General features: G+C 63.1%; 18 protein-coding genes. 2 read left to right on the top strand and 16 right to left on the bottom strand.

Annotated elements, in window-relative coordinates; translation table 11 throughout:
* Positions 1–27: 27 nt before the first annotated feature.
* From H7C18_RS05575 to H7C18_RS05650, 16 genes are all read right to left on the bottom strand, one after another.
* Positions 28–1,050, bottom strand: coding sequence for an AAA family ATPase (locus H7C18_RS05575; RefSeq protein ID WP_185128034.1), 1,023 nt, complete (start codon positions 1,048–1,050; stop codon positions 28–30).
* Between the two features lie 64 nt (positions 1,051–1,114).
* Complete coding sequence (locus H7C18_RS05580) at positions 1,115–1,735, bottom strand: YdcF family protein (protein WP_185128035.1); 621 nt, start codon at positions 1,733–1,735, stop codon at positions 1,115–1,117.
* 6 nt (positions 1,736–1,741) lie between these two features.
* Positions 1,742–2,302: a ribonuclease FAU-1 family protein gene (locus H7C18_RS05585; RefSeq protein WP_185128036.1), complete on the bottom strand. Its 561-nt coding sequence runs from the start codon at positions 2,300–2,302 to the stop codon at positions 1,742–1,744.
* A 109-nt stretch (positions 2,303–2,411) separates the two neighbouring features.
* Positions 2,412–2,852 carry a GNAT family N-acetyltransferase gene (locus tag H7C18_RS05590; protein WP_185128037.1) on the bottom strand — a complete coding sequence of 147 codons (441 nt, stop codon included), beginning with the start codon at positions 2,850–2,852 and terminating at the stop codon, positions 2,412–2,414.
* Between the two features lie 128 nt (positions 2,853–2,980).
* The gene (locus H7C18_RS05595; protein WP_337912956.1) at positions 2,981–5,527 is read right to left on the bottom strand and encodes a PBP1A family penicillin-binding protein; all 2,547 of its coding nucleotides are present in this window, start codon (positions 5,525–5,527) and stop codon (positions 2,981–2,983) included.
* Positions 5,528–5,775: 248 nt separating this feature from the next.
* Positions 5,776–6,018, bottom strand: a complete 243-nt coding sequence (hfq, locus tag H7C18_RS05600; protein WP_185128039.1) for an RNA chaperone Hfq — start codon at positions 6,016–6,018, stop codon at positions 5,776–5,778.
* Positions 6,019–6,044: 26 nt separating this feature from the next.
* Positions 6,045–7,049, bottom strand: a complete 1,005-nt coding sequence (gene miaA, locus H7C18_RS05605; RefSeq protein WP_185128040.1) for a tRNA (adenosine(37)-N6)-dimethylallyltransferase MiaA — start codon at positions 7,047–7,049, stop codon at positions 6,045–6,047.
* Entirely contained in the window at positions 7,046–7,822 is a 777-nt protein-coding gene (locus tag H7C18_RS05610) for a class I SAM-dependent methyltransferase (protein WP_337913024.1), read from the bottom strand. The genes miaA and H7C18_RS05610 overlap by 4 nt, the downstream gene beginning before the upstream one ends.
* A gap of 2 nt (positions 7,823–7,824) precedes the next feature.
* Positions 7,825–9,849 (bottom strand): DNA mismatch repair endonuclease MutL, encoded by a 2,025-nt coding sequence (mutL, locus tag H7C18_RS05615; protein WP_185128042.1) that lies wholly within the window; start codon positions 9,847–9,849, stop codon positions 7,825–7,827.
* Between the two features lie 28 nt (positions 9,850–9,877).
* On the bottom strand, positions 9,878–11,266 hold the full coding sequence (locus tag H7C18_RS05620) for a S41 family peptidase (protein ID WP_238357503.1): 1,389 nt from the start codon (positions 11,264–11,266) through the stop codon (positions 9,878–9,880).
* Between the two features lie 44 nt (positions 11,267–11,310).
* Positions 11,311–13,956: a DNA mismatch repair protein MutS gene (gene mutS, locus H7C18_RS05625; protein WP_185128044.1), complete on the bottom strand. Its 2,646-nt coding sequence runs from the start codon at positions 13,954–13,956 to the stop codon at positions 11,311–11,313.
* 147 nt (positions 13,957–14,103) lie between these two features.
* Entirely contained in the window at positions 14,104–15,153 is a 1,050-nt protein-coding gene (gene fni / locus H7C18_RS05630; RefSeq protein WP_185128045.1) for a type 2 isopentenyl-diphosphate Delta-isomerase, read from the bottom strand.
* 234 nt (positions 15,154–15,387) lie between these two features.
* Complete coding sequence (locus tag H7C18_RS05635; RefSeq protein WP_185128046.1) at positions 15,388–16,926, bottom strand: putative amidoligase domain-containing protein; 1,539 nt, start codon at positions 16,924–16,926, stop codon at positions 15,388–15,390.
* A 242-nt stretch (positions 16,927–17,168) separates the two neighbouring features.
* Positions 17,169–17,729, bottom strand: a complete 561-nt coding sequence (locus H7C18_RS05640) for an outer spore coat protein CotE (RefSeq protein ID WP_185128047.1) — start codon at positions 17,727–17,729, stop codon at positions 17,169–17,171.
* A gap of 95 nt (positions 17,730–17,824) precedes the next feature.
* Complete coding sequence (locus tag H7C18_RS05645) at positions 17,825–18,796, bottom strand: aromatic acid exporter family protein (protein WP_185128048.1); 972 nt, start codon at positions 18,794–18,796, stop codon at positions 17,825–17,827.
* A 125-nt stretch (positions 18,797–18,921) separates the two neighbouring features.
* Positions 18,922–20,451: a carboxypeptidase M32 gene (locus H7C18_RS05650; RefSeq protein ID WP_185128049.1), complete on the bottom strand. Its 1,530-nt coding sequence runs from the start codon at positions 20,449–20,451 to the stop codon at positions 18,922–18,924.
* 133 nt (positions 20,452–20,584) lie between these two features.
* On the opposite strand from H7C18_RS05650, the gene H7C18_RS05655 reads away from it, so the two are divergent.
* A complete protein-coding gene (locus H7C18_RS05655) occupies positions 20,585–20,926 on the top strand; it encodes an iron-sulfur cluster biosynthesis family protein (RefSeq protein ID WP_185128050.1) in 342 nt (113 codons plus the stop codon).
* Positions 20,927–20,966: 40 nt separating this feature from the next.
* On the top strand, positions 20,967–21,557 hold the full coding sequence (locus tag H7C18_RS05660) for a beta-class carbonic anhydrase (RefSeq protein ID WP_185128051.1): 591 nt from the start codon (positions 20,967–20,969) through the stop codon (positions 21,555–21,557).
* The last annotated feature ends 57 nt before the right edge of the window (positions 21,558–21,614 follow it).

Here is a 21,614-nt window from a genome sequence, read left to right on the forward strand (position 1 = left end):
TCGTGGATCCGTTTAGGCGCCGGAGGTTCATCCCTGCGCCATGCCGCCCATTCCCGCAAAGGAATTCGAGGATACGTTCGCCGCCGAACTTCCGCGCAAATCTTCCGGGCGAAGAGCCATCAGCTCCTGCCTTCCGGGAGACGCCTCCGGGTATTGCGTCATCAGCCGCACCGCCTGGCTGCGAATGGCTCTCTCCAGCAAGTTGCGGATAAAGCGGGCGTTGCTGAAGTGAAAGGGAGACTCCCCTTTCTCCTGCATGACCATCTGCCGAATTCGGCCGAGCGACGCCGGAAGCCAGACGTATTCCCGGTCCTTCGCCATGCCTTCGGCGATCTGAACGAGCTGGTCCAGCGTATAGTCCGGAAATTCCATCTGGATCGGGAAGCGCGACGGCAGCCCCGGATTGGTCATGAGGAAAAAATCGATCTCCATCGTATAGCCTGCCAAAATGAGCACGAATTGATTTTTGTAATCCTCCATCGCCTTGACGAGGGTGTCGATCGCTTCCTTGCCGAAATCTTTCTCCCCGCCGCGGGCCAAGCTGTACGCCTCGTCGACGAACAGAACGCCGCCGAGCGCCTTCTTGACCAAGTCCCGCGTCTTCTGCGCCGTGTGGCCGATATACTCGCCGACCAGATCGGCCCGTTCGACTTCGACCAGATGGCCTTTGGTCAACAGCCCCATGCCCTGGAACAGCTTCGCCAGAAGACGGGCCACCGTGGTCTTCCCGGTTCCCGGGTTGCCTTTGAAAATCATATGGTACACATGGGCTTCGCTGCGCAATCCCGCATCGCCGCGAAGCTGAGCGATCTGCAGCAGCGCGTAAATTTCGTAGACCAGTTCCTTGACGCTCTCCAGGCCGACCATCCGGTCCAGCTCGCGCTGCCATTCCAGCCACGGCCCGCTCGCCGGCAACGTCCGGTTCGGCTCCGCCGCGGCCGCCGGTGCCGGACTTGCCGTATCGGACGCCCGCAGAACGACATTGATCTGCCGCGAAGGCCTCGCGGCCGCCGCGCTCCGGCCAGGCGCTATTCCCGCTCTCTCGTTCAAAGCGCATCCCTCCGCTGCCGCATCAGTCGGCGAATTCGCCGCCATAACAATCTATTCGGACGAATCAGCCGGCATGCAACAACCACTTGTCGGCGAGCCACTTCGTATAGGCGAGCACTTCCCGCGAGCGATGATAAAAAAGATTTAACACCTGGGTATCCGCAGCGCTGACCTGAACGGGGGCGTACCCAAGCGTCTTGGCGATGTCCGCGGATCGGGAGCCGTGGAACCGATGCGTAACGATGATGGCGGTGCTCCAGCCGTTCTGCTCCATGATCTCCCGGCTGAACTTCAAATTCTCGTAGGTGCTTCTCGCTTGGGTCTCCGGCACGATCGAATCTTCCGGAACGCCTCGGGCAAGCAAGTAGTCGCGCATGCCTTCCGCTTCGCTCAGCTTTGCCCCGCCCGCGTCTACGCCGCCCGTAACGAGAATCCGGTCGAACTTTCCGTCCCGGTACAATGCCAGTGCCCGGTCCAGCCTTTCCTGCAGCGCGGGACTCGGCTTATCGTTCCACAGCGAGGCGCCCAGCACGATGCCGACGTCCGCGTGGCTCAGCTCGTTTTCCGGCTTCCCGTGATATTGACAAACGATTATGTATAAAACCAGGCACCAGGCGGCAAGGGCCGCGGCTCCCCCGACCGCGCACCGGCCGATCGTACGGACAATGCGTCTCCTCTTCCGCATGTCCGCTTAATTCGTGCCTGCCGCCCAGCCCAGCTGCTGCAGGAGCGCTTTCCGATGCCGGAGGCTCAGATCGAAGTAAGGGAATTTTTTTTGGCGGATCAGCGCGAGCAGCCTTTCGGCTGTTTTCTGCGCCATCGCGCTATCCCGCGGCGTAATGTGGCCTTCGTCCAGCGCTTCTTCGAGCTCGTCTTCGTCGAGCAGCAGCGTCTCGCCTGTCGGCAGAACGACGATGTCCAGATACAGATCGTCGAACCAGGGGACCTGCTGATCGGTCAGCCCCTGCGTTTTGCAAATGTCGATGTACCATTGCACCACTTCACCGCGGTCATCGAACATCGTCGTGACGACGAAGTGCTCGCCCCGGGGGAAATGCTGCATCCACAAGTAGCCTTTGTCCGCCAGGCACATCCTTCGCCCGTTGTATTCCTTCCAGAGCGGATCCCTCAGCTCGTGAATCCGATACAGGGTCACAAATCCGCGAAACTGCGGCTCGTCGAACGGAATGCAAGCGTAGCTTTTCTTTAATATGCGGCGCCAGTTGGCCCGATCGGAAAATTTACGTTTCATGGCAGTTCGTCTCCGCAATTTGATTTACACAAAGCTTACCACAACTTACCGCTTCTCCACCAGCGAAGATAAGACTTGCCGTCTAAGACCGCGGCCGCAGCCGACTCCTTCAGTCCCATATTTTGTCCATTCGGACGTGGGGAATGCCCGCATCCAGGAACGTCTCGCCCGTCTGTGCGCGGTAGCCGAGCTTGCGGTAGAACGGCTCGGCCGTTCTCTGGGCGTCCAGCACGACTCCGGAGCATCCCCGTTCGCGCGCGTCGCGCTCCATCTCGTTCATCAGCAGCCGGCCGACCGATTTTCCCCGCCAAGGAGCAAGCACGGCGATGCGCTGAAATTTGGCCAGCCCTTCTTCGTAGGGGCGCCAACGGCCGGCCGCGACCGGCGAACGGCCGTCGCGAACGAGGAAATGGCGGCAGCTGTCCGGCGAAGCGTCGAACTCGTCCCATTCCAGATCGGCGGGAACGCCTTGCTCTTCCACGAACACCTTTCTGCGGATTTCCAGAACCTCCCCCAATTCTTCCTCGGTCGCTACCCGAATGCAATTCATCGAAACACGTCCTTCCCTATCATGTTCTTTATTTCTCGTCATACGCAAAAGGGAACAAGCCTTAGCTTGCTCCCTGCGTTGAATCGACATCAATTTCGAACTGCCTGTCGGCGGAAAAGCCGAGCTCATTATCCGGCATCCTTCAAATGACCTCGTCCTTTGCCTTTGCCGAACCCGAGCGTCGCGCCTGTCGTATCGTCCGGCGACGGGCTCGCTCCAGCGTCCAGCCCGGGAGATTGGCTCGGGTCCTGGACGCCGCCGTCACCTCTGGGCGGCGGCGTCTGCGAGCCGTCGGGAGGAGGCGTCTGCGAGCCGTCAGGCGGCGGCGTCTGCGAGCCGTCGGGCGGCGGCGTTTGCGAGCCATCGGGCGGCGGCGTTTGCGAGCCATCGGGCGGCGGCGTCTGCGAGCCGTCGGGCGGCAGCGTCTGCGAGCCGTCGGGCGGCGGTGACTGCGAGCCGTCGGGCGGCGGCGTCTGCGTTTCGTCGGGCGGCGGCGACACCATGTCCGACGTCACCGTGACCGATACTTGCGACGAAGGCGCGCTTTCTGTTTGATTGGTTGCATTATAAGCGGTCACGTAGTACGTGTACGTCATATCCGGCAGAATCGACAAGTCGGAGAAGTTCGGCTCCGCGCTTTCCGCCAATTGCTTGAAGTCGGCGTCTTCGCCGCCTTTGCGGTAAATCTTGTACGTGATCCCTTCCGGAGAGGGAGCCCAGTTCAGTTCGACCGACACTTGAACCGGGTCGTAGCTGGCCATCAATCCTTGAATTGGATCCGGAGCTTTGGCCTGCTCCTCTTGCTGGTCGACGCCGTCCGGCTTGGGGAACGATTGCTTCTTCTGCCCCTTGAGCGCGGCGGACATAACCTTCGAGAACAGCGCGGCGGCTTGGCCGCTGCTCTTCTTCACGTAATGATCCTTGTCCGTCTGGTCGTAGCCCATCCAGACGGCCGCGGTCCATTCCGGCGTGTACCCGACGAACCAGATGTCCCGGTTACCGCTCGATTTCACGCCGGGGATGCCGAGCTGCGTCGTGCCCGTCTTGCCGGCGACCGTGCGTCCGCTGATCTTCGCCTTCACCCCGGTGCCTTCGGTGACGACGCTCTTCAAGGCTTCCGTGACGTAATACGCCGTCTTCTCGCTCATGACCTGTTTTGCCTTCGACTTGTACTCGTAAATGCTTTTGCCCTCGCTGTTCGTGATCTTCAGGATGCTGTGTTCATCCTGCAGCGTGCCTCCGTTCGCGAATGCGCCGTACGCGCGCGCCATCTGCAGCGGCGATACGCCGTCCGTCAGACCGCCGAGCGCGATCGCCAGATTGCGGTCGGCCGGGCTAAGCTGAATGCCGAGCTTGGAGGCGAAATCGATGCCCTTCTGCACGCCGATCTGGTTTAGCAGCCAGACGGCCGGCTGGTTCCGCGAATCGGTCAGCGCCTCGGTCACCGTCGTCGTGCCGAGATAGCCTTCGCCGCTGTCGTTCGACGGGCAATATTTGCCGTTGTCGTAGCACACCTTCTGGTCCTGCACCTGCGACCACGGGAACCAGTCGCCCGTCTCGAACGCCGGGCCGTACACGGCGATCGGCTTGAACGACGAACCCGCCTGGCGCTGCTTGTCGACGCGGTTCCAGTTCCCGCTCTGGTAATCGCGCCCGCCGATCATCGCCTTCAGTTCCCCGTTGTGCTGATCCATGATCACCATCGACCCTTGGATCGGCTTGTCGTCCTTGCTCTTCTCAAAATTATTGTCGTCCGCGAACACGCTCTCCAGCGCCTTCTGCGCGTTGACATCGATCGTCGTGTAGATCGTGTAGCCGCCGGTCAGCAGTTGCTCTTCACTGTAGCCGGTTACCTGTTCGGCTTCTTGCTTCACGTAATCAATGAACGTCGCATATTTTGAAGCGCTCGCCTTGGTCGACGCCGGCGGCGTGTACTTCCAGGCGGCCGCCTCCTGCTCTTCCTGCTCCGTAATCAGTCCCTGTTCTTTCATTACCGAGAGCACGACGCCTCTGCGCTCAAGCGACTTCTCCGGGTTGGAGACCGGATTATAGGTGTTTTGCGCCTTCGGAATGCCGACCAAAATCGCGATCTGGGCGGTGTTCAAATCGTTCAGATCGTCGATGTTGAAATAATATTTAGCCGCGGATTTGATTCCCAATTGACCGTGGCCAAAGTCGATCAGATTCAAGTAAAGCTCGAGAATCTCGTCCTTCGACTTGTGATTTTCCATCGCAAGCGCGATAGACGCTTCCGTGCCTTTGCGGAAAAACGTCTTGTCCGCGTTCAAAAATAGTCTGCGGGCCACTTGCTGCGTAATGGTGCTGGCTCCTTCCGCCTTCCGCCGCTCTACGATATCCGTTACGAGCGCCCGGCCGATGCCCCAAATGTCGACCCCGCCATGCTCGTAGAACCGCTTGTCCTCGACCGCGACGAACGCTTGCTGCACCTTTTTGGGAATCTCGCTGATCGAGACATACTCCCGGTTGCCGCCCGCCACCGACAGCGTCTTCAGCTCGTTGCCGGACGCGTCTACGATCAAGGACGATTTCCCTATATTGGTGAGTTTGTCAAAATTCTGGCTTAAAATCCGTTCACCGTTCAAAATGACGAGCAAATATCCGACAACCGCGCAGACGACCGCGAACAGCAGGACGAAACCGAGCCATAGAAACACTCTGACTCTTCTGCGCTTTCTCGACTTCCGCGGCCGTTTCCCGCTTTTCTGCGGAGCTTTGGTATTCTCCTTCGATCGCATGGAATCTCCCCTTTGCAAATCCTGATCTCTCTCTCTTGGTAAAGTGCCTCCAACTGATCCCTTCAAAAGAAGAACAACCCGTCGTCGGGTTGCTCGAGTGGCCGGTCTATTTTGTTAGACGCTAGGTGGGGGTGAAAAGTTTCAGAAAACGACCGGATACGGACGCCTTAAGCGTCCGAGCCGGCGTCCTGCTGCTGCAAGGATACGTTGCGCTGCGGCGTGAACGTGCTGATGGCATGCTTGTATACCATCTGCTGGCGCCCCTCGCTGTCGATGACGATCGTGAAGTTGTCGAATGCGCGAACCACACCGCGGATCTGGAAGCCGTTGGTCAGGTAGACCGTGACCGGAATGCTATCCTTGCGCAGTTGGTTCAGGAACGTATCCTGGATGTTAATGGACTTATTCATTACGTGTAACCCCCATCGCCTATGGATTATGAACAAATATATTCAAGATCGAAAGGAAACTTTCCTGCTATTATAGCACAGATCTCCGCGAAAAGATCGGTGTTTTTTGTGCCTGGAGCCGTATCCACCCAATTCAGCTCGTCCATGCGGCGAAACCAGGAAAGCTGCCGCTTGGCGAAATGCCTCGTGTCCCGTTTGAGCAGCGTCACCGCCGAATCGTAATCCGTCTTGCCGGCCAAGTAAGCCGCGATCTCCTTGTACCCGAGCGCCTGCATCGAGGAAGCATCGGGGGAGAGTCCCTCCGCCAGCAGCCGCGCCACCTCCTTCACGAGTCCGTCTTCCAGCATTTGGTCCACTCTGACGTCGATGCGCCGGTACAGTTCGGCCCGGTCCATCGTCAAGCCGATCAGGCAGAGCCGGTATGGCGATATCTTGCCGTCGGATCGGGACTGGTTCTGCAGCTCCGACAGCGGACGGCCCGTCGTCTCATAGATTTCGAGAGCGCGGATGATTCTGCGTCCGTCGTTCGGATGAAGCTTGGCGGCGGACGCCGGATCGACGGCAGCCAGCTTGTCGTGCAGCGCCTGCGCGCCTTGCTCCCGCGCGAACTCGCTCATTCGCTCGCGAAAGCTTTCGTCGCCGCCGAATTCCTGAAATCGGTAGCCGTAGCAGACCGATTCGACGTACAGCCCTGTCCCTCCGACGATAAACGGCACCTTGCCCCGCGACCGGATCTCGGGGATGAGCCGCTCGCACTCGGCCTGGAAATCGGCGACGGAGAACGGTTCGTTCGGATCGCGGACGTCGATCAGATGGTGGACGATGCCCCGTCTCTCTTCCGGAGGCAGCTTGGCCGTGCCGATGTCCATTCCGCGGTACACTTGCATCGAGTCGCCGCTGATGATCTCGCAGCCGAACTTCTCGGCGATCCGCAGGCTGAGCTCGGTCTTGCCGACGGCCGTCGGACCGACGAGCGCCAGAAGCGGCGGACGGCCGTCGGCCGCGGCGGCCGTTTGGACGTTGTCGTTCATGTAAGGCGAATCACTCCGTAAGCGACCGAGGTCCCGCCGCCCCGGCACCGTTCGAAGCCGAGGCGGGCGAACTCCCCGCTGTCGCGATGTTCTTTGAGCACGACCGCTTTGCGGGCGACGCGGCGCGCCTGCTCCACCGCCTCGGGCACCAGCGGCGTCGCTTCGGCCACGGACCGGAGCGGCTGCAGCGATGCGGAAGACAGCACGGGCTTCGAGAACATCGGATCGAAGAAGACGATATCGAAGCTGCGGTCCGGCTGCTCTCGCAGGTAAGTCAAATGGTCCGTTCGGCGCATCTCGATCCGGCGCATCGCCTCGTTCAGTTCGGGCACCTCGCTGCGGTACCGTTGAAGCCCCTCCCGGACGATCAGGTGAAGCAGCCCCGAAGCTTCCAGCGCAACGACGCGCCCCTCGGACCCGGCCGCATAGGACAGAACGATGGCGTCGGAGCCGAGTCCCGCCGTGCAATCCAGCACGGAATCTCCGGGCAGTACGTCCGAAGCGGCGATCAGCGCATCCCGGTCGCCGGTCAGCATCCGCTTTACCCGCACGAGCGCCATGCTCGGATGGAAAAACAGCGGCGGACCCTCGATGCCGGCGAAACGCATCTCTTCCTCGCCGACGACCAGTACGCCGTCCGCCGCGTCCGCCCTTCGCCGCGCGAGCCCGCGGATCGTATCGCGGCGGCGCGGAACGAAGGCGCATCCGAGTTCGGCCGCGATCCGGCCCGCCTCGCGCTCGGCCCGAGCCGACGGCTTCTCGGGCGTCGTCACGATCAATTCATCACCCTCTTGAACATTTTCTCCAGTTCGTAGGTGGTGAAGCTGACGACGATCGGCCTTCCGTGCGGACACGTATACGGCTGCCGGCACTCGGCCAACCGCCGCAGCAGCGTCTCGCCCGCTTCCCGCGTCAGCGCCTGGTTCGCTTTGATCGACGCCTTGCAGGAGCAGAGCACCGACGCCTTCTCCCGCAGCTTGCGCAGATCGACGCCCTTCTCGCCGAGCACCCACTCCGCCATTTCGCGCACGATGTCGGCTTCTTCGCCTTCCGGAAGCCAGTGAGGCACCGCCCGTATGATAAAGGTATTGCCCCCGAACTCCTCCAGGTATACGCCGACTTGTTCGAACAATGCGAGCCGCTGGCGAAGAGCGGCGCTTTCGTCCGGCGCGAAGCCGAGCGTGACCGGAAGCAGCAGCTCCTGGCTCGCTTCCTCCGGACGCCCGAATTTCTCGTAATAAAATTCGTAATGGATCCGCTCGTGCGCCGCATGCTGGTCGATCAAGTAAAGTCCGGTCTCGTTCTGAGCGACGAGATAGGTACCGTGCAGTTGTCCGATCCAATGCAGCTCCGGAAACTCGGCGGGAGGCGCCTCCTGGGACGGCGCGGCATAAGCCGCCTGCCATACGCGCTCCGGCACCCTCATGCCGGCGCCCGGCCGGGCAAGCGGCGGTTCGGCCGCCGGAGCGCGCGGAGCCGCCTGCTGGCCGCCGCCCGCCGCTTCGAGGCGAGGCTGGACGGACGGCCTGCCGGGAGCCTCTCCCGCAGGCGAAGCGTCCGCGGCCGGACCGGATCCTGCCGCATAGCCGAGCGCCGGCGGCGCTTCGCGCAAGAGGCTCTCGAACGACGCGGCCGCTTCTTTCTCCGCGATCGGTTCGCCGGAAGGCTCGCGCCGCAGGTTCGCCATCGGCTTGTCGGCCGGAGAAGCCTGCGCCCGTTCCTCGAGCGGAGGCATTTGGAACCGGATCTGATCCTGAACCCATGTCTGCGCCGGCTTCGGAGCCCGTACGGCGGCCCCGGACGGAATATACGCCTGGGAACCCAACGCTTCGCGCACCGACTGCTCGATAAACGCGCGCAGCTCGTTTTCCTTGCTGAACCGGACTTCCAGCTTCGCCGGATGCACGTTCACGTCCACCAGCGACGGATGCATGCGCAGGCTGATGACGCTTAACGGAAAACGGTGAAGCGGCAGCAGCGTGTGATACGCCTGCAGCAGCGGCTGCACGACCGCCTGGCTGCGAACGTAACGGCCGTTGACAAGCAGCGTGATCGCGTTGCGGTTCGAGCGCGTCTCCACCGGCAGAGCGGTCAAGCCTGCGATCGAGTAGTCCGGATGATCGGCCGACAGCTCGACCATCGCTTTGGCGGCCGCCGTTCCGTAGACGGCGGCGACGACCCGGCGCAGATCGCCGTTGCCCGGCGTCCGCAGCAGCGTCGTGCCGTTATGCGAGAACGTGAACGCGATGTCCGGTCTGGCCAGCGCCTGGCGATACATGACGTCGGACAGATGCCCGAGCTCCGTCTGCACCGTCTTCATATACTTCAACCGGGCCGGCGTGTTGTAAAACAGCTCCCGGATCGTCATGTCGGTACCACGCGCAGAGGCGGCGTCTTCCTCCCGCTTGATCTCGCCGCCCTCGATCTCGAGCAAACGGCCGAGACCGCTGGCGTCGGCCGAGCTGACGCACTTCACTTTGGCGACGGCGGCGATGCTCGGCAGCGCCTCGCCGCGGAAGCCGAGCGTCGCGATCTGGAACAGATCCTTGGCGGTCGAGATCTTGCTCGTGGCATGTCTCTGGAACGCGGTCCGCAGATCGTCCGGCTCGATGCCGCAGCCGTTGTCCGCGATGCGCAGCAGCGCCAGACCGCCGTCCTCCGCCGTCACGTCGACGGTCGTCGCGCCGGCGTCCACGGCGTTCTCGATCATTTCCTTCAGCACGGATGCGGGCCTCTCGACGACTTCGCCCGCGGCGATCTGGTTCGCCAGATGCTCGTCCAACAATCGAATGACGCCCATAGAGATCCGCCTCCTTCTTACAAGTCGATCACTGGTTTTTCAGGTTCAAAACAATCGTTCCCGCCGAATCCGACCACGCGATTGCCGGAACCCATTGAGCCAGCTGCTTGACGTCCACGTAGCTGACGCCGTTCTCCACCTGCAGGCTCGGTCCCGCGACCGGGATCCGGACGATTTGTCCGCCGCGTGCGAACAGGATCGTTCGGGTCGCCGCGTCGTACTGGACCGTCGCTCCGGAGAACGCGGCGGCCAGCCTCAGATTCAAGAAGGGCTTTCCGCTTGCGCGAACGACCGCGGATTGCCCGGTTCGCACGCCGTTCACGGTCACGGAGCCTTTGCCCGCCGTCAACGTCAGCGATTGGCCGCCGGCCGCTCGGTAGGCCGCGATCAGCTGCTCGGCGGCTCCGTGCACGACCTGGTCCGGCGTCAAGCCTTTATGATCGACCTTGTGCCCGTTCGGCGTGTAATATTCTTCGATCGTCACCTTCAGCACGCCGCCCGACGGGACGTTCAAGATTTGTTGAACGACGCCTTTGCCGTACGTCTTCGTGCCGATCAGCTTGGCCGCCCCGTAATCCTGAAGCGCGCCGGACAGCAGCTCGGAGGCGCTCGCCGTATTTCCGTTGACGAGCACGTAGATCGGGTAGCTCTTGGCCGTGCCTTGCAGCTCCAGCGGATGATCCTTGCCGTCCCGATCGGTCATGTGCGCGAGCACGCCGCTGGCGACGAAGTCCTGGGCGATCTTCTGCGCCTGGTCGATATAGCCGCCGCCGTTGTCGCGCAGATCGATGATCAGCGAGCACAGCCCAATCTTTTCCAGCTTCGCCAGCTCATCGCCAAACTTGGCGGCCGCATCGCTGCTGAACGCGCTCAGGGTCAAATAGCCGATACCGCCCGGCATCATGGAGGACGTCGCGATCGGAAGCTGCACGTCGGACCGGGCAAGCTTCACCGTAAGCCGCGCCCCGTCGCGATTCAGAACCACGGTGACGCTCGTTCCCGCCTGTCCGATGAGCAGGCCGTTCAAGTCCGAAAAGGATTTGCCCTGGACGCTCTGGCCGCCGATCGAGACGATCCGGTCTCCCGGCTTGACGCCGGCTTTGGCGGCCGGACCGGAAGGAATGACGTCCTGAACGTAAGACAACCCCGAGTCCTCGGTCAGCACGATGCCGACGCCGACATAGGTCTGCTCCATATAGTCCTGGAAATCTTTCCATTGGTCGGCTGTGAAATATTCGGTGTACGGATCGTGCAGCGAATCGACCATTCCCTGGATGGCCGCGTCGTTCAATTCGTCGTCGGTCGGCTTGCTCAGATGATACTCTTCCAGCAGCTTCCTGACTTCTTCCGTCTGTGTCGTGCTCGAAGCATCGGCCGCATACGCCGTACCGGCGAGAAAAGAAGACAATAAGACCATGGTCAATGCTCGGCGCACCGTGCGCGGGTGAACGGACAAAGGTATCAGATCGGATCCCTACTCTCTAGTAAAAGATTGCGAGCATCGTTCAGCCACTCCATCGCCTGAAGCGGCGTCATTCGCAAAACGTCGAGCTTGCGGAGCTTGTCCGCGATTTTATCCGCCTGGGTCGCGGCCGGCTTGCGGGGCTTGTCCGCTTGCGCGGACGAAGCCACCTCGAACATCGCCAGCTGCACGATTCCGGGGGCGGGCTCTTCCGGAGCCGGGCTCTCCTCGCGGACCGCCGACCGGGGCGGCTCCGCGTTTTCGGCTGCCGCGGCCGATTCCAGCAAGGAGTACGCGCGGTTGACGATGGAGGAAGGCAGGCCGGCGAGCTGGGCGCAGTAGATGCCGTAGCTCGAGTCGGCGGCCCCCTCCGTCAGCTTGCGGAGGAAGGTGACGCCGTCCGCGCTCTCCTTCACCGCCATACAGCCGTTGCGCAGCCGGACCAGCGAATGCTCCAGATGGGCAAGCTCGTGAAAATGGGTCGAGACCAGTGCTTTGCAGCCGACGACGTCGTGAACGTACTCGATGACCGCCTGCGCGATCGCCATGCCTTCGTCCGTCGACGTGCCGCGCCCCAGCTCGTCGATAATGACGAGGCTCCGCTCGGTGGCCTGCTCGGTCATCACCTGGATGTCCTTCATCTCGACCATAAACGTGCTTTGTCCCCCGACGAGATCGTCCGCCGCGCCGATCCGCGTGAAGATCCGGTCCACGAGCGGCAGCTCGGCGCGCTTCGCGGGCACGAAGCAGCCGATCTGCGCCATGATCGAGATCATCGCTACCTGGCGCATATACGTGCTCTTCCCCGCCATGTTCGGACCGGTGATGAGCAGAATGGCCGCGTCTCTCGTCAGCGAAGCGTCGTTCGCCATGAACGGGACGCCCTCGGCGACCGCTTCGACGACCGGGTGCCGGCCGTCGGCCACGGACAGCCCGTATCCGTCCTCGCTCCAACCGGGACGCACGTACCGGCGCTCCGCGCTTACCTCGGCGAACGATTGCAGGACGTCAAGCGAAGCGACCTGCTCCGCCAGCTGCTGCAGGCGGGGAATATGGCCGGCGACGCGATCGCGGAGCTCCGCGAACAGCTCGTATTCCAACCCGGTCATGTTCTCTTCCGCTTCGAGGATGAGCGCTTCCTTCTCCTTGAGCTCCGGCGTGACGAACCGCTCCGCGTTGGCAAGCGTCTGCTTCCGTTCGTACCGGCCTTCCGGGAGCGCGGTCAGGTTGGCCTTCGTCACTTCCAGGTAATAGCCGAACACTTTGTTAAAGCCGACTTTTAGCGATTTGATTCCCGTCGCCTCGCGTTCCTGCCGCTCCAGCTCGGCGATCCACGCCTTGCCGTCGGTGCTGGCGACGCGAAGCTCGTCCAGTCTGGCGTTGAAGCCGGGACGGATCAGACCGCCTTCGCGCACCGACACCGGCGGCTCGTCGGCGATCGCCGTTCCGATCGCCGAGGCCACGTCCGCGCAATCGTCCATCGCGCCGGCCATCTCCGCCAGCGGAGCGGAGCCGAGTCCCGCGCACAAAGCGCGAATGGCGGGAATGCGGAGCAGGGAGCCGCGCAGCGCGTTCAGGTCGCGGGCGTTCGCCGTTCCGTAGGCGATTCGCCCTACGAGACGCTCCAGATCGTACACTTGCTTCAGTTCGTTTCGGAGCTCTTCGCGCTCCATCCACCGGCCGTTCAGCGCCTCGACGGCGTCCAGCCTCCGGTCGATCGCCGTCCGGTCGAGCAAAGGCTGGTCGATCCAGCGCTTGAGCAGACGGGCGCCCATCGCCGTACGCGTCTTGTCCAGCAGCCACAGCAGCGAGCCTTTGCGGGAGCGGTCCCGGACGGTCTCGGTCAATTCGAGGTTGCGCCGCGTGAACGCGTCGAGCGCCATGAACTGCTGCGGATCGTAGAACCGCACCGCGCGAACATGCCCGAGCGACCGCTTCTGCGTCTCTCCAAGGTAAGCCAGAAGCCGGGCCAGCGCATGAAGGCGCACCGCATCCTGGGCGTCCCAGGCTTCCCCCGGGAACTTGGCGGCGAGCTCGCTCGCCGAGCCGTTCTCCTCCCGCAGCGTGCAGAGCAGCGCCCCCTGCGAAGCTTCGCGGAGGCGCCGGTTCGCCGCTTCGTCCCCGACCGCTTCAGCCGGCCGATAGACGTTCAGCTCGTTGCGGGCCTTCTCGGTCGACGCGTCGAACGACGTAACGTACAGCTCGCCCGTCGTCAGGTCGCACGCGGCCCAGCCGAAGTTGCCGTTTTGCTCGGCTGCGCCGACGATGAAGTTGTTCGCCGATTCCCCGATCGTTTTCGTCTCCATGACCGTACCGGGGGTGACGATCCGGACGATCTCGCGGCGCATCATGCCCTTGACGCTTCCGGGATCGTCCACTTGCTCGCAGATCGCGACTTTGTATCCTTTGTCTACCAATTTCGATATGTATCCTTCCGCCGAATGGAAGGGAACGCCGCACATCGGAATGCGCTCTTCCTGCCCGCCGTCCCGTCCGGTCAGCGTAATCTCCAACTCTCGCGATGCCGTGAGGGCATCCTCGAAGAACATCTCGTAAAAATCGCCGAGCCGGAAAAACAGCAAGGCGTCCTTCGCCTCTTCCTTGACGGCGAGATACTGCTGCATCATCGGTGTGTAACCGGCCATCGGAATCCTCCCGGGTCGTGGGAGCCGTCGCCATCGGCTCTCCTTTTCTCCTATCCTAGCATTATAGCAAAAAAAACGGGCGGGTGCTCGGCGCAAAAACCGAGACATCCCGCCATTCTTGAGCAATATCCGACGAAAAAACGCAGCTCATTCGACACGGACGAGCCGGCTCGTCGCCTTAAGCGCCTGCAAGTCTTGCGCCCCGATTCCGAACATGGCCGCCCTCAATTCGAATTCGACGACCGCAAGCGTCTGGTCGAGCTTCTCGAGCGAATCGACCGCCGATGCGAGCAGCGAACGGCCGAAGCCGGCCAGGTCAGCTCCGAGCGCCAAAGCTTTGGCGGCGTCGAGGCCGCCGGCGAGCCCGCCGCTGCCGATAATGCAAGCCTCAGGCGCCGCTCTTCTCGCTTCGACGATGCTCTCGGCCGTCGGAATGCCCCAATCCGCGAACGCTTCCGCGGCCTGCCGCCGCACCGCATCCGCATGCGCTCTCCGCTTTTCCACTTGGCTCCAGGAAGTGCCGCCCGCCCCCGCCACATCGACGAAAGCGACGCCGGCGTCCAGAAGCCGCCCGACCGTTTCCCCGTCGAGCCCCCAGCCGACCTCTTTGACGCCGACGGGCTTCTCCGCTTCCCGGCACAGCCGTTCGATGCGCCGCAGCAAGCCGCCGAAGTCGGTGTCTCCGCCCGGCTGGAATACCTCCTGCAAGCCGTTCAGGTGCAGCACGAGCGCATCCGCCCCGGTCACGTCCAGCAGCCGCCGGCACTCGTCCGCGCCACAACCGTAGTTTAGTTGAACCGCGCCGAGGTTGGCCAGCAGCGGAACGGTCGGCGCCGCCTCGCGCACCTGGAAGGACGCGACGGCTTCCGGCCGCTCCAGCGCGGCGCGCCCCGAACCGAGCGCCATGGCCCATCCCCGCTTCTCGGCCGTCTCCGCCAGACGCCGGTTGATCCGGTTCGCCTCCGTCGTTCCGCCGGTCATCGAGCTGACGAGCAGCGGCACCTTCAGGGGAAGGCCGAGGAACGACGCGCTCGTGTCGATCGCTTCGAAGCTCGTCTCGGGGAGGGCGTTGTGCCGGAACCGATAGCGGGAGAGGCCCGTTCCGGAGCCCGTCCCCGCTACGTTCTCGTTCAGGCAGATGTCGATATGTTCGTTTTTGCGCCGTTCGATATCCGTCAATTCTCGTTCGTTATGCATGCAGGCCCGCTCTCTTTCGTTCCGCTTTCCGATTCGTCCGCCGTCATCGCATGAGACGCCATTCGGATGGCGTCGCGAATCGGCGGCAGTGACGGTTCAAGTGTACCACACTCTTCCATCGGATCGCGAGCGTCCGGCCAGGCCGGTCATCCGGGGACCTCGGCCGGAATGCGGCGCCGTTTGCGGCACGGCGTGCCGCAAACCATTCCCGAGAGCGCGGGCTTCGTCGAAAGATCAATAAGGCGCGATCCGCCACGCCCGGCGGATGTCCCTCGTCTCGTCCCAGCGCCACCCTTGCTCGATGGCGCGGAATACGGGTTCGATCTCGCGGCGGTACTCGGCGTAGCCGGCCGTGCGCCGCAGCGCCTCGTGTACGCGGCGAACGCCTTCCAGCAGCCGGTCGCGGTCCCCGCCGTAAAAGGCGTCGCGCATTCCGTCGTCGTCCAGCGGACGCGACGCGGCCAGCTCGCGCGCATGCTCGGCGGCGACCTTGGCCAGCGCGAGCGCCCCGCGCGCCAGCAGCGGCGACACGAGCCAGCTGGGCGGAGTCCGGTACTCGAAGCCGCCGTGCGGCTTCGGGCGGAAGTCGCCCAGCGCGCCGTAGCGCGGCCGGCGGCCGGCGGCTCCCGGCGGCTCGAGCAGGCGCAGCGGCAGCGCCACGGCGTTGTCGAGCGCGCGCAGCCGTTCCCCGGTCAGCAAGGCGCCGCTGATGTGCAGATGGCCGCCGAGCGGGAGACCGCGCACGGGCGAAGCCCCCGCGAGCCAGCGCAGCTGCGGCTCCGAAGCGGCGCGTCTGGCGGCGGCGGCGAGCAAGCCGCGCAGCCGGACGGCGACGGCGCGCGGCTCCCGCGAAGGCGCGGGGCGAAGCTCGGCAAGCGGCCAGCGCAGCACGCCGCCGATGAGGGCGGAGTCCGAGCCGGCGGCGGCGCGCGGGGAGAAGAAGCGCGAAGCGGGGACAACTTTGCCGGACGGCGATACGAGCACGAACTCCGCGTCCGCGCCGACCGTGACGTCCGGTCCGTATCCGCCGAGCTCATCCCGCCAGCCCGCCGCGAACGAGGCGGCGGCCTCCCGAAGCCGCCGCTCTCCCTCCTCCGTGCGGATCCGAAGCTTCGGAGTGAGGCCGACGATCGTGCCGCGACGTCCGCCGCCGCCCACCCGCCAGCGCACGGTCCCGAGATCGAGCCCGAGCGCCAGAAGAGCGCGGGCGGAGGCGCGCGAAAGCCTGCGCGCGAGCGATTCGGGGCGCGCGAAGCCGGACGGCGCGGGAACGATCTCAACCGCCTCCAGCCCGAACACCGCTACCGATATCTCGACATGGCCGCGCCAGTTCGGATCGCCCGCATCCGCGACATTGGCTGCTCCCGGCGCGCCGCCCCCTTTTCCCGAAACCCGCCTCTTCCCGGAACCAGGGCCGGCAGCGGACAGCTCCGCGGCGAAGCCTTCGCGCCGCAGCCGGCGTGCGATCTCCGCCGGTCCAAGTTCGGCCACCCGGTCCGCGCCGGCGTTCCATACCCATGGCTGCCTCCGCTCCGCCGCTTGTCCGGTTCCGGCGCGCGCTTGCGGCCAGCTCCCCAGCGCAAGCACCGCGTCGTCTTCGCCAAGCTCCGCCGGGCGGCGTTCGAGCAAGCGCACCCCGTCGACCTTCGACCACCACGCTCCCTCTCCATGCCGCGCGGACCCGGCCGACTCGCCCGTCCGCCCTCGCGACGGGCCTTCCGGCTCCTTTTCCCGGGCATGCGTTCCCGTCCAGACCCATACGCTGCCGCTCATGCCCGTCCCCCCTTCGAGCGAACCTGCCGGACCGCCTCCGGCGACGCCCCGTAAAAAGAAGAAGGGCCGTCCCGCCGGCGGATAAACGCCAAAGCCGAATGACCCTTCCCCATACGCGATCCGACGCGGCCGCTGGGCCGCATCCCGAAAAATAGGCTGCCTGCGATGTCTCGACCGGGCATCCGCCCTCGACTGTTCTCCCGTTTCGGCATAAGCTTAAGTACCGACCGCAACCGGGCCGCTTACAGGTCGTCTTCGAGCAGATCCGCATCGAGGTCTTCGAAGTCGCCTTCCTCCAGGCTGAAATCGATGTCCTTGGCGTCATCCTCCAAGCCGTTCGGATCGACGACGACGAGTACCTTCGTCTCGGCGATCATCTCGACCGCGTACTCGCGTTCCACGCGGATGAGCACCGACGACCCGCTCGAGCTGACCGTCGCTTCCACGCAGTTCGGCTCGTGCGTCGCTTCGGCGGACACTTCCTCGGTGGATGCCCGGTGGCGCGGATCTACATAAGAGAGGGGAACCAGCTCCGAATACGAGATCGTTTCTTTGGCGACGTCGGTTTGCGAGTTTTTGTCATAGGAGTACCAGATGTTGATATCATAGGACCCGATGACCTCGACCCCCGTGCCCGATTTCGCCGCTTCGTACTGATGGTTGATGATCCACGCGCCCAGAATGCTGGTCGGGTGGTGCGGCGGCGTCACGGTGTGGGTAACCGTCGAGAACTTCCGGCCTTTGCCGCAAACCGCCTTCGTGATGATCTCCCTGCGTTGCAGCCGTTTATCCGCAATAGCCATACGGTAGACCTCCTCCATACAATCAAGTCAATTAAGTCTATGCAGGACATTCGTCTAGAGTGACAAAAATGTATCCGTGCACGAGCGCTTCCGATTCATTCTATGACTGATTGTTGGGAAGATGACCGGCGTTTTTTCTCCCTCTTGGCGATGGACAAGTACCTTCTCAGTTCCCTGCACAGCTGCAGCAGCGCCGCCCTCGTCTCGAACTCGTCCCGCGTGGCCGGCAGCGCCATGCTCTTGAACTGACGTTCAAGCGAATCCAGGCCGGTCTCCGTCTGTCCCTCGTAATAGTCCGACCTCACGTCGTCCGCCAGCCGCTCGAACAAACCCGCGATGTCTTGGGCTTGCGGGACCCGCTCGGAGGCGAGGGCGACCGATTCCATCATCGATTGGATCGAATCGAGCTGTTGGCGCCGCATGTGAAAATAGAGCAGCCACGGCTCCGTCTGCGGAAGGAGCCGGTTCTCCCGGGCCCGATTGGCCACCGCCATCCCCTCTTCGACCGCCGACTCCGTCGCCAGCAGCTCGCCTCCGCTCCAGATGCGGTCCGGATTCCGCAGGTAGCGCGCCAGCTCTGCGAACACGGCGGCGAATCCCAGCTCCGTCTCCTCCCGGAGCTTCTCCAGCGTTTTTTTCTCCTTCGGCATGTAGACGAAGTTGAAGAAGGTCGCCCAGCCGAGCCCGATCAGCAGCAGGAACAGCTCGTTGCTTATCGTATGGACGCTGACGACGCCGGTCGCGAACAGATGGAAGACGACGACCGCGCCGGTCACGATGCCTTCCTTGAAGCCCGCGCGGGCGACGAGCGGGAACGCGATCAGAATATAGACCGATAACACCCAGATATGAAAGCCGAAAAAGTAAAACAAAGCCGAAGCGACGCCCAGCCCGACCGCCGAAGCCCCGAAGCGGGCCAGAACGGTCCGCACCCCGCGCCAACGGGTCGTATCCACGCCCATGATGGCGAGAATGCCCGCGGCCAGCGGGTTGTCGACATTCAGCAGCATCGCCGCATAGATGGCTGTCAGCGTCGCCACCGCCGTCTTGATGACCCGTATGCCCATCGATTGCGCTTCGTCCGGCCGAGATTCGACCCGCGAAGCGATCCCTCCCTCTCCTCGTCCTGCGCATGAAAGAAGGAACCGCCGGCGCCGGCGACGGCGCCAAGCGGTTCCTCCCGTTTCTTCCTTTACTTCAATCGGTATATCTCGCGGTATTTGCCCTCGAGGTAATCGGCCAGGTAGCGGGACTGCAGCGCCTCGCCGCTGACCCGCTCGATGATCTCGGACGGCTGCAGCAGCTTGCCGAAGCGGTACACTTCCTCTGTCAGCCACTGTTTGAGCGGCAGCAGGTCGCCGGCTTCGATCTGCTCTTCGAGCTTCGGCAGCTTCGTCTTCGCCGTATTCATCATCTGCGCGGCATACATGTTGCCGAGCGAATACGAAGGGAAGTAACCGAACGATCCGCCCGACCAATGAACGTCCTGGAGCACCCCTTCCGCATTGTTCGCGGGCGTCACGCCGAGCGCTTCCCGGTACTTGGCGTTCCAGACTTCGGGCAGATCTCGAACCGGCAACGCTTCATTAAAAAGCATCCGCTCGATCTCGTACCGGATCATGATGTGCAGATTGTAGGTGAGTTCGTCCGCTTCGATGCGGATAAGCGAAGGTTCGACCACGTTGATGCCGCGGTAGAACGCCTCTGCCGTTACGCCGTCGAGCCGGCCGGGGAACGTCTTGCCCAGCTCGGGGAAATACCGGTTCCAGAAGGCGCGGCCGCGGCCGACCATATTCTCCCACAGCCGGGATTGCGATTCGTGAATGCCCATCGACGTGCCGGCGCACAGCGGCGTTCCCGCGAGTTCCGCGCCGATGTTTTGCTCGTACAAGGCGTGCCCGCCTTCATGGATCGTGCCGAACAGAGCGCTCGTCAGATCGTGCGGCAGGTAGCGCGTCGTAATCCGCACGTCGCCCGGGCTTAAGCCCGTCGCGAACGGATGGACGCTCTCGTCCAGCCGGCCGGCTTCGAAGTCGTAGCCCATCTGGCCGAGGATATACAGGCTGAACTTCTTCTGCGCCGCGACGTCGAACGTTCCTTGCAGGAACGTCGTGTCCGGCCGGTCGCCGTCCCGCGCGATCGCTTCGGCCAAGGGAACGAGACGCGACTTGAGCTCGCCGAACAGCCGGTCCAGCTCCGCCGTCGACATTCCGGGCTCGAACAGGTCGAGCAGCGTGTCGTAAGGCGTTCCTTTGGCCCCCCACAGCTCGATGAACTGCCGGTTGTACCCGACGATCCGCTCGAGATAGGAAGAGAAGCCGGGAAAATCGTCATTCGCTTTCGCGAGTTCCCAGGCGGATTCGGCCTGCGAGGTCAGCACGACGTATTCGCGGTGCAGCTGCGGCGGAATTTTCCGGTTGCGGTCGTATTCCTTGCGCGTCTCTTCCACGAGACGGCGGTCGATCTCGCCCAGTTCGGCGTATGTATCCGGCTCCTCCAGCTTCTGCAGCAGCTCGCCCATTTCCTCGGACGAGGCGATGCGGAACAGCTCGGACGAGAGCGCTCCGACCGCTTCGGATCTTTGCTCGATGCCTTTGCGCGGAGCTCCCGTTCTCATATCCCAATACACCACGCCTAGCAGCTCTTCGTACTGCTTGATCGTCCGCATCCGCTCGCGGAACGGGCCGAGCGCTTCCGGCTCCCGCCTTTGTTCGTTCGTCATCCTCTCTCCCATCCTTTCGCTTCGGTTCGGCCATTCCCCTTGATCATACCTTCCGCTAAATTTATAATCAACATCATGAGTCGCGTTGCCTGACGCGAACAAGCTCTTCAAACCGGAAGAGGAGTGTGAAGAGATGAACGTAACGTGGAGCGACGAAGCGATCGCTGCCTTGCGGGACCGGCTCGGCCCCGGCAGCGCGCAGATCAGGCTGGTCTACGATACCGAAGGCTGCGGCTGCGCGGTCAACGGCGTTCCGGCGCTGTGGGCGGCGGATCGGCCCGAGCCGGGCGAAGTTCAGGCGGAAAGCGCGGTTTTCCCGCTGTGGCACCAGAAAGAGCATGAGATTTATTTCGACCCGGAGCTGCGGATCGGCTACCGGGCTCGGGAACGCGCTTTTACGCTGTCGAGCGACAGCCAGATTTACACGAACCGGCTGGCGTTTACGGACCGCAGGAGCGCCGCGGCGGAGCGCTGACGCCGACCGGTCTTGGGAAATACGAAGGGAGATCGAAACCATGCGGAGAGTCGAACAAATTCTTAAACACAACCGAGATTTCGTTGAAGGAAAAGAATACGAGCAATACTTGCCCCAGAAGCGTCAGGAGAAACGGATCGTCATCGTCAGCTGCATGGACGCCCGCCTGACGGAACTGCTGCCGAAGGCGTTCGACATTCAAAGCGGAGACGCCAAGATCATCAAAGTCGCGGGCGCGATCATCACCTCTCCGTTCGGCAACGTCATGCGAAGCATCCTGGTTGCGCTGTACGAACTGAACGCCGACGAAGTGATCGTCTGCGGCCACTACGACTGCGGGATGACGGGGATCGATCCGAAGGTCGTCGTCGGGCATATGGTCGAGCGCGGCATCCCGAAGGACGTCATTCGGACGCTGCACCATTCCGGCATCAACTTCGACCGTTGGCTGACCGGCTTCGAGGACGTCCGCAGCAGCGTCGAGAACAGCGTCGACATCGTGCGGAATCATCCGCTTCTGCCGCCGGGCACGCCGGTGCACGGCATGATTATCGACCCCAAGACCGGCAAGCTGGATTTGGTGGCCGACGGTTACGACCACCTGGAACAGGCAGCCGCAGAAACCAAATAAACGGCAAGAAAGCCGGCTTCCGATTTTTCGTCGGGGCCGGCTTTTATTTTTGCGGCG

Origin of the sequence: Cohnella zeiphila, assembly GCF_014212055.1 — a bacterium.
Classification (GTDB): Bacteria; Bacillota; Bacilli; order Paenibacillales; family Paenibacillaceae; genus Cohnella; species Cohnella zeiphila.

Excerpts from the sequence above, each read along its gene's own strand:
- H7C18_RS05580 (WP_185128035.1), bottom strand. The coding sequence starts at position 1,735 with ATGCGGAAGAGGAGACGCATTGTCCGTACGATCGGCCGGTGCGCGGTC.
- H7C18_RS05585 (WP_185128036.1), bottom strand. The coding sequence starts at position 2,302 with ATGAAACGTAAATTTTCCGATCGGGCCAACTGGCGCCGCATATTAAAG.
- H7C18_RS05590 (WP_185128037.1), bottom strand. The coding sequence starts at position 2,852 with ATGAATTGCATTCGGGTAGCGACCGAGGAAGAATTGGGGGAGGTTCTG.
- hfq (WP_185128039.1), bottom strand. The coding sequence starts at position 6,018 with ATGAATAAGTCCATTAACATCCAGGATACGTTCCTGAACCAACTGCGC.
- miaA (WP_185128040.1), bottom strand. The coding sequence starts at position 7,049 with ATGAACGACAACGTCCAAACGGCCGCCGCGGCCGACGGCCGTCCGCCG.
- mutL (WP_185128042.1), bottom strand. The coding sequence starts at position 9,849 with ATGGGCGTCATTCGATTGTTGGACGAGCATCTGGCGAACCAGATCGCC.
- H7C18_RS05620 (WP_238357503.1), bottom strand. The coding sequence starts at position 11,266 with ATGGTCTTATTGTCTTCTTTTCTCGCCGGTACGGCGTATGCGGCCGAT.
- mutS (WP_185128044.1), bottom strand. The coding sequence starts at position 13,956 with ATGGCCGGTTACACACCGATGATGCAGCAGTATCTCGCCGTCAAGGAA.
- fni (WP_185128045.1), bottom strand. The coding sequence starts at position 15,153 with ATGCATAACGAACGAGAATTGACGGATATCGAACGGCGCAAAAACGAA.
- H7C18_RS05635 (WP_185128046.1), bottom strand. The coding sequence starts at position 16,926 with ATGAGCGGCAGCGTATGGGTCTGGACGGGAACGCATGCCCGGGAAAAG.
- H7C18_RS05640 (WP_185128047.1), bottom strand. The coding sequence starts at position 17,729 with ATGGCTATTGCGGATAAACGGCTGCAACGCAGGGAGATCATCACGAAG.
- H7C18_RS05645 (WP_185128048.1), bottom strand. The coding sequence starts at position 18,796 with ATGGGCATACGGGTCATCAAGACGGCGGTGGCGACGCTGACAGCCATC.
- H7C18_RS05650 (WP_185128049.1), bottom strand. The coding sequence starts at position 20,451 with ATGACGAACGAACAAAGGCGGGAGCCGGAAGCGCTCGGCCCGTTCCGC.
- H7C18_RS05655 (WP_185128050.1), top strand. The coding sequence starts at position 20,585 with ATGAACGTAACGTGGAGCGACGAAGCGATCGCTGCCTTGCGGGACCGG.
- H7C18_RS05660 (WP_185128051.1), top strand. The coding sequence starts at position 20,967 with ATGCGGAGAGTCGAACAAATTCTTAAACACAACCGAGATTTCGTTGAA.